This is a genomic window from Streptomyces sp. NPDC087310 (genome assembly GCF_044744405.1).
Classification (GTDB): Bacteria; Actinomycetota; Actinomycetes; order Streptomycetales; family Streptomycetaceae; genus Streptomyces.
The window spans coordinates 688,389-695,051 of record NZ_JBIUYF010000006.1 but is presented as its reverse complement, the minus strand read 5'-3'; the positions used below and the strand labels follow the sequence as shown (position 1 = coordinate 695,051).

General features: G+C 68.4%; 7 protein-coding genes. 5 read left to right on the top strand and 2 right to left on the bottom strand.

Annotation, left to right across the window (positions count from 1 at the left end; translation table 11 throughout):
* Window positions 1-461: 461 nt before the first annotated feature.
* Both ACIO3P_RS25900 and ACIO3P_RS25895 read right to left on the bottom strand, forming a co-directional pair.
* On the bottom strand, window positions 462-962 hold the full coding sequence (locus ACIO3P_RS25900) for a hypothetical protein (RefSeq protein WP_401852550.1): 501 nt from the start codon (window positions 960-962) through the stop codon (window positions 462-464).
* Between the two features lie 89 nt (window positions 963-1,051).
* A complete protein-coding gene (locus ACIO3P_RS25895; protein WP_329825845.1) occupies window positions 1,052-1,693 on the bottom strand; it encodes a TetR family transcriptional regulator C-terminal domain-containing protein in 642 nt (213 codons plus the stop codon).
* A gap of 251 nt (window positions 1,694-1,944) precedes the next feature.
* On the opposite strand from ACIO3P_RS25895, the gene ACIO3P_RS25890 reads away from it, so the two are divergent.
* From ACIO3P_RS25890 to ACIO3P_RS25870, 5 genes are all read left to right on the top strand, one after another.
* Window positions 1,945-2,169, top strand: coding sequence for a hypothetical protein (locus ACIO3P_RS25890; RefSeq protein WP_329825844.1), 225 nt, complete (start codon window positions 1,945-1,947; stop codon window positions 2,167-2,169).
* 122 nt (window positions 2,170-2,291) lie between these two features.
* Complete coding sequence (locus ACIO3P_RS25885; RefSeq protein WP_401852548.1) at window positions 2,292-3,857, top strand: alpha/beta hydrolase; 1,566 nt, start codon at window positions 2,292-2,294, stop codon at window positions 3,855-3,857.
* Between the two features lie 656 nt (window positions 3,858-4,513).
* On the top strand, window positions 4,514-5,506 hold the full coding sequence (gene dhaK, locus ACIO3P_RS25880; protein ID WP_329825842.1) for a dihydroxyacetone kinase subunit DhaK: 993 nt from the start codon (window positions 4,514-4,516) through the stop codon (window positions 5,504-5,506).
* Window positions 5,507-5,620: 114 nt separating this feature from the next.
* The gene (gene dhaL, locus ACIO3P_RS25875) at window positions 5,621-6,247 is read left to right on the top strand and encodes a dihydroxyacetone kinase subunit DhaL (protein ID WP_401852585.1); all 627 of its coding nucleotides are present in this window, start codon (window positions 5,621-5,623) and stop codon (window positions 6,245-6,247) included.
* Window positions 6,247-6,654, top strand: coding sequence for a PTS fructose transporter subunit IIA (locus ACIO3P_RS25870; RefSeq protein ID WP_329825841.1), 408 nt, complete (start codon window positions 6,247-6,249; stop codon window positions 6,652-6,654). The genes dhaL and ACIO3P_RS25870 overlap by 1 nt, the downstream gene beginning before the upstream one ends.
* Window positions 6,655-6,663 lie beyond the last annotated feature (9 nt).

Here is a 6,663-nt window from a genome sequence, read left to right as displayed (position 1 = left end):
GCCGCCAACGGCAGCCACACATCGTCCGCGGATACTTCGGCGGATCCCACGTCCGCTACACCCTCGAATAGAACCGATTGAGTTTCGGATCAATACCGCCACTTGATGCCCGCATCCATTGGACGAGCTGCGCGTATCCTCAATGAAGAACTGTAACGAGAAGGGGGCCGGATAATCATCCGGCCCCCTTCAAACAACCCTCTGTTGCCGCACCCACCGGTCCAGATCCCCGGCCTTGAATTTTACCTTGCCCCGAAGTAGTACCTTGGAAGTCCATGTCGCAAGGACTCTCGGTACATCCATCGTTCAGACATGTCTAGGTACTGCACCTCATCAGAAATCCCCATGTACTGACGGTCCATCTGCCACCTCCCGGCTTGAGCTGAAGGCCGCCCGCGCGTCAGCTGCACAGCACAACCAGAGATCAAGTTCGAGCGGCGTTCGGACGCCTTTTGAGCAGCTCAGGCGGCAGCCAGTGACGCGTGGATCCGACTGACGGCACGCAGGACCTCGTCCCGGTTCCTCGCCCGCTTGATCCATGCCGGGAGGCGGGCCACCAAAGTCATCTTCTGTCCGGTGTCATACCAGGGCGCTCGCTCTCGCAGCGACGCTTGGACGAAACAGCGGATCAGATCGAGATGTTCGAGGTTATAGGCCCACAACCACCCATGCCGGGTTTCAACCTGGAGCCACAGCGGGACACCGAAGTACGGATCCGTCGCGGGTTGAGCTGTTCCACGGGAGAGCGTGACGAGACGACCGCTCCACACCCGTGACAGCCCGCAGCCACGGCAGACCAGACGTCGCGGCCTGAACAGCATCCGACCGCCGAGATCGGAGTCTTCGGGCGCCAGAACGACACGAGCGGCCTTCGCACAACTGGGGCACCGCACCATGATCGAGCTGATGAAGTCGTACTCGCTGCTGCGCGGATCCCGGAACCGACCGGAGAACAAGGCCATCTGGCGAGTATGCAACTGTCCCACAGACCAGCGCATCCCGATTCGGCTGACCACGCCCGCCAGTTGCCTTGCCAGAAGCCAGACGCAGGTTAAAGAACAAGCTCAGTTCCAGCCGCTCCCTCGACGGCTTCATTGGAAGGCGGAAGAGCATCGAGCAGACGTCGCACGGTCGCCGTCACAACGGCACGGACGTCCGCCTCGTTCAACGGGGCGGAGAATAGCGCCGAACTGAACGAGAAGCCCTCGACCAGGGCGAACAGCAGGAGCGCCTCGCGGTGCAGCGCCTCCTCGTCGATCGCGCGGTCGGCCAGCGCATCGCGCAGCAACGAGCGGATCACCTCCGCGCCCGCGAGGGACGTGGCAGCGATTTCGGACGCGAGCTCCGCGTCCGTGCGCGCCATGACACGGTATTCGACGAGAGCGATGTTCTCCTTGCGCTCCTGCTCGCTGGTCGGAGCGGTGAATGCGATCACATCCACAATCCGTGCGACCGGATCGTCGGACATCTTCGCGTCGCGGCTCGCGGCGCGCTGCAGGACGACACCCAACGTGAAGCGCATGACCTCTCGGACGGTGTCGCCGAAGTAGTGGCGGATGCTCCCGATGGCCAGGCCGGTGCGTGCGGAGATCCGGGCGAGGGTCACCGAGCGGATCCCGTGCGCGGCGATCTCCTCGATCACGGCGTCGGCGACCCGCTCTCGGCGGATATCCGGATTGGCTCTCTTGGGCATGACCCCATCCTAGTCAATCTTTGGCATGCCTGTGCTAGTTTCTTCTAGCACAGGCATGCTAGAAGGCGTCGTGGCGGTACTCTGTTCCGTCACGACCCCGGACAGGGGAGACATGAGCGACCGGCAGGATCTCTGGACCGGTGCGGCGCGGAAAGATCCTTACGGCTTCGACGGGCTCGACGGCGATACGGAAAGGTTGATCGACGCCCGGCCCCGGATCCGGGCGAGCCCTCGCCGCCTGCGCTGTCACCGTGCTGATGATCAATCTGCTGATCCTCGCCCCGCACCCGCTTGAGCTGGTCACCCACCAGCCACCCTGGACTGATCGCACCCCCTCGTTCGTCTCGCCCATCGACCTGTCGGCATGGGCGAACACGGTTCTCACCATCACGGCCGGCCTCGCGGGGGTCGAACGAGCACTCACCTTCCGCCATCACCGGCTCCTGGACGCCGAGACCGACGGGATCGAGAGCTGACACCCCCGCACTGACCGGTCACGTGCCGCCCTGTCGGCCACCTCAGCGCCCCGACCGGGAACAGACCGTCGAACCACCGCCGCACCCTCGCGCACGACCGCGGCTCGACACGGGAGAAACGCATGCGCTCAGACCCTCGATCCCGATACCGCGAGACCGTGCTCGGCGCGGCCGCCGCGGCTTTTCTCCTCCTGCTCGCCGGATGCACGCCCGCTTCTCCTCCACCGGACTCCGGCGCGGACGCGGACCTCGGCGCCTATCTCGGGCAAGAGCTCGACTGGGTCGGATGCGAGGACACCGCGACGAGCAAGGCGGACGCCAAGCTGTTCGCGAACCCGGCGCTCCAGTGCGCCTCGGTCGAGATACCGCTCGACTACGACAAGCCGGAGGGGAAGAAGGCGCACATCGCGCTCACGCGCCTCCCCGCCGCGGGTGAGGCCGAGGGCTCGCTGCTGCTGAACCCGGGCGGACCCGGAGGATCCGGCACCAGCCTCGTCGCGTCCACCCTGCCATTGTGGCAGGCGAGTCCCGTCGCCAAGCGCTTCGACATCGTCGGCTTCGATCCTCGCGGGATCGGGTCGTCGACCCCGCCCCTCGACTGCTACACCGACGAGCAGTACGACGCAGGCGACGCACCGCGGTTCGGCGTGGTGTACGACATCACGAGCACCGAGGAGGCGACCGAACTCGCAGAGCGCTGCGCGGACGGCTCCGGCGGCATCGCGAACCTCGTGAACGCCGGGTCCACCAACGTCGTGCGCGACATGGACATCATGCGAAAGGTGCTCGGTGACGACCAGCTGACCTATCTCGGCTACAGCTACGGCACCGAACTGGGCGCCATGTACGCCGCGGCCTACCCCGAAAAGGTCCGCGCGATGGTGCTCGACGGGGCCGTCTCGCCCGACCTGACGGCGAGCGGGTTCCGCCTCTCCTCATTCACCGGACTGCAGGCACGGTTCGACGACCTCGCCGCACGCTGCGCAGAATCGCCCGACTGCGTTCTCGGCCCCGACCCCGCGGCTGCGAACGACCGCCTGCACGAGATCGTCCAACCGCTCGTCGAGACACCAGCACCGACCACCGGCGGCCGGGAGTTGAGCATCTGGGACGTCTACCTCGGCATCAGCGGCGGACTGTACTCCGAAAAGAAATGGCCCGACGTCATCTCCGCCCTGACCGCGCTCGAAGCGGGCAACGCCGACGAGATGCTCGCCCTGCGCGACTCCTTCTTCGCCCGCACGGCGGACGGCGCCTACGGCACGGATCCCGACACGAACATCGCTGTGCGCTGCATGGACTCACCCCGTCCGACGCCGGAGGAACAGACCGCGCTCGCACGCAAGATCGGGGAGGCCGCCCCGATGTTCGACATCGACGTGTTCACGGCGGGCAACCACCACAGCGAATGCGAGGCGTGGCCCGCGCCGCCAACACGCGACGAGCCCTGGCTCGCCGATGTCGAAGGCATCCCCGAGACGCTCGTCGTGTCCGTCACCGGCGATCCTGTGACGCCGCACGAGGGCGGCATCGCGATGGCGCGAGCCCTCGACGGCAGCCTGCTCACAGTCGACGGCAAGCAGCACGGCGCCTACCTCCTCGGCGGCAGCAAGTGCGTCGACGACGTGGTCAAGAAATATCTCCTCGACCTCGAATCCCCGCCCACCGACGCCCGTTGCAGCCTGTGACACGCTCGGCCCAGCGAGGATCTGCGACAGCCTTGATCCACGACCAGAACGCAGCTCGGCCTCGGCATCCCGCAGAGGCCGCAGGTAGGTGGCCTTCAGCAGTTCGCGGGCGGCGCCGTCCAAGGCCGGCCCCTGGCCATCACGGCCAGTGCGCGTCGTCACCGAGACCCGGTGAGGGCGTAGCGGATCCATCAGCTCCGCTTTGACCGTGACGTAGAGGGCAACTTTGCCATCGTCGTCAGTGCTCAACAGCTCTTTGAAGGCTCCTGCACGGCCGCTCGATCCAACGTGGAAGTCATCACGCGTGATGCGGTAGAAGTCAGCCGCTGTCGTCAGCAGGCGCTGCGCAAGGCAGGGCCGATCCGTGGTGCGACCGACTCCAACAGGAGGCAATTCCTTCCGGCGCTCACGTCGCATGCCGTGCCACTCGGCCGGGTTCGATCGATACTGGAAGAGGGCGGCAGGCCGTCGCACTCGGGACCACCCCACAAGGAGCTGACGATGCATCAGAAAAGTCGGCATGAGGTCAGCATCAGTACCGTCGGCCCGCGCCTCGAAGCGCCGAGGACCGCCAAGATCACACATCGCCCACATGCATCCTGACCTGCAAAAACGCTGATCAGAGGCGCATCTGCTGGCCTACCTGGGAGATACCGTTGAAGATGCTCATCAATGTGCCGGAGACCGTGGTCGCGGATGCTCTGCGGGGCATGGCCGCCGCGCATCCCAAGCTCTCCGTCGATGTGGACCGTCGCGTGGTGATACGGGGCGACGCGCCCGTGGCCGGGAAAGTGGGACTCGTCTCCGGGGGCGGGTCCGGGCATGAGCCGTTGCACGGCGGGTTCGTCGGGCCCGGGATGCTGGCCGCCGCCTGTCCTGGTGAGGTGTTCACGTCCCCCGTGCCCGATCAGATGGTCCGGGCCGCCGCGGCCGTGGACAGTGGTGCCGGGGTGCTGTTCGTCGTCAAGAACTACACCGGTGACGTCCTGAACTTCGACATGGCCGCCGAGCTGGCCGAGGACGAAGGCATCCAGATCGCGAAAGTGCTGGTCAACGACGATGTGGCGGTGACCGACAGTCTGTTCACCGCCGGGCGGCGCGGTACGGGGGCGACGCTGTTCGTCGAGAAGATGGCGGGCGCCGCCGCCGAGGAGGGGGCGCCGCTGGAGCGGGTCGAGGCGATCGGGCGGCGGGTGAACGAGCTGTCCCGGAGCTTCGGGGTCGCCCTGAGCGCCGTCACCACGCCCGCCAAGGGCAGCCCGACCTTCGACCTGCCCGAGGGTGAGCTGGAGCTGGGCATCGGGATTCACGGGGAGCCCGGGCGCGAGCGGCGCCCGATGATGACCTCGCGGGAGATCGCGGACTTCGCCGTGCACGCCGTACTGGACGATCTGCGCCCCTCGGGCCCCGTGATCGCCCTGGTGAACGGCATGGGCGGTACGCCGCTGCTGGAGCTGTACGGGTTCAACGCCGAGGTCCAGCGGGTACTGGGCGAGCGGGGCGTGGCGGTGGCCCGCACCCTCGTCGGCAACTATGTGACCTCGCTCGACATGGCGGGCTGCTCGGTCACCCTCTGCCAGGTCGACGAGGAGCTGCTGCGGCTGTGGGACGCGCCGGTCGAGACCCCCGCGCTCCGCTGGGGCCGCTGAGCGCCCGTCGCCGCGGTGAGCCCCGTCACCGGCAGGGCAGACTGGGCGGGACCGGGACGTGGGGAACGTTCCACGGGGTGAGGAGATCACGTGAACGACGAGACATCGGAGCGCATGCTCGACGCCGGTTTCTTCCGCCGCTGGCTGGGGGTGGTCGCGGCCGGCGCGGTGGAGCAGGCCGCGGACCGGCTCACGGAGCTGGACTCGGCCATCGGGGACGCCGACCACGGCAGCAATCTCCAGCGTGGTTTCCGCGCCGTCGCGGCCGCTCTGGAGGAGGAGGCGCCCGACTCCCCCGGCGCCGTGCTGATCCTGGCGGGACGCCGGCTCATCTCCACCGTGGGCGGCGCGTCCGGCCCTTTGTACGGGACGCTGCTGCGGCGTACGGGCAAGGCGCTCGGGGACGCGGCGGAGGTCACGCCCGCGCAGTTCGCCGAGGCGCTGGGCGCCGGTGTGGCGTCGGTGGCGCAGCTCGGCGGGGCCGCGTCCGGGGACAAGACGATGATCGACGCGCTGGAGCCCGCGGTCGAGGCGCTGGGCGCGGCGCCGGTGTCGGCCGGCACGTCGTTCCGGGCGGCTGCCGAGGCCGCGGAGCGGGGCGCCCTCGCGACCGTACCCCTCCAGGCGCGCAAGGGCAGGGCGAGCTATCTGGGTGAGCGGAGCATCGGGCACCAGGACCCGGGCGCCACGTCGTCGGCGCTGCTGATCGCGGCCCTCGCCGACACGGCGGAGGCAGCGTGATGAGTGCCGGACAGCCGGTCGGCATCGTGCTCGTCTCCCACAGCGCGGCGCTCGCCACGGCCGTCGCCGACCTCGCGCGGGGGCTGGCGGGCGGCGGGGCGGCCCCGGTCGCGGCCGCCGGCGGCACCGAGGACGGCGGGCTCGGGACCAGTTCCGAGCTGATCTCGGCCGCGGCGGCGGAGGTGGACCGCGGTGCGGGGGTCGCCCTTCTGGTGGATCTGGGCAGCGCCGTCCTGACGGTGAAGGCGCTGCTCGCCGAGGGCGACGAGCTGCCGGAGGGGGCGCGGCTGGTGGACGCGCCGTTCGTGGAGGGCGCCGTGGCCGCGTATGTCACCGCCTCGGCGGGTGGGGATCTGGACGCGGTGGTGGCCGCGGCGGCGGAGGCGTACCAGTACCGCAAGGAGTGACCCCGTAGT

Coding starts and splice junctions, on each gene's coding strand:
- ACIO3P_RS25900 (WP_401852550.1), bottom strand. CDS start 962: ATGGCCTTGTTCTCCGGTCGGTTCCGGGATCCGCGCAGCAGCGAGTAC.
- ACIO3P_RS25895 (WP_329825845.1), bottom strand. CDS start 1,693: ATGCCCAAGAGAGCCAATCCGGATATCCGCCGAGAGCGGGTCGCCGAC.
- ACIO3P_RS25885 (WP_401852548.1), top strand. CDS start 2,292: ATGCGCTCAGACCCTCGATCCCGATACCGCGAGACCGTGCTCGGCGCG.
- dhaL (WP_401852585.1), top strand. CDS start 5,621: ATGCTCGACGCCGGTTTCTTCCGCCGCTGGCTGGGGGTGGTCGCGGCC.
- ACIO3P_RS25870 (WP_329825841.1), top strand. CDS start 6,247: ATGAGTGCCGGACAGCCGGTCGGCATCGTGCTCGTCTCCCACAGCGCG.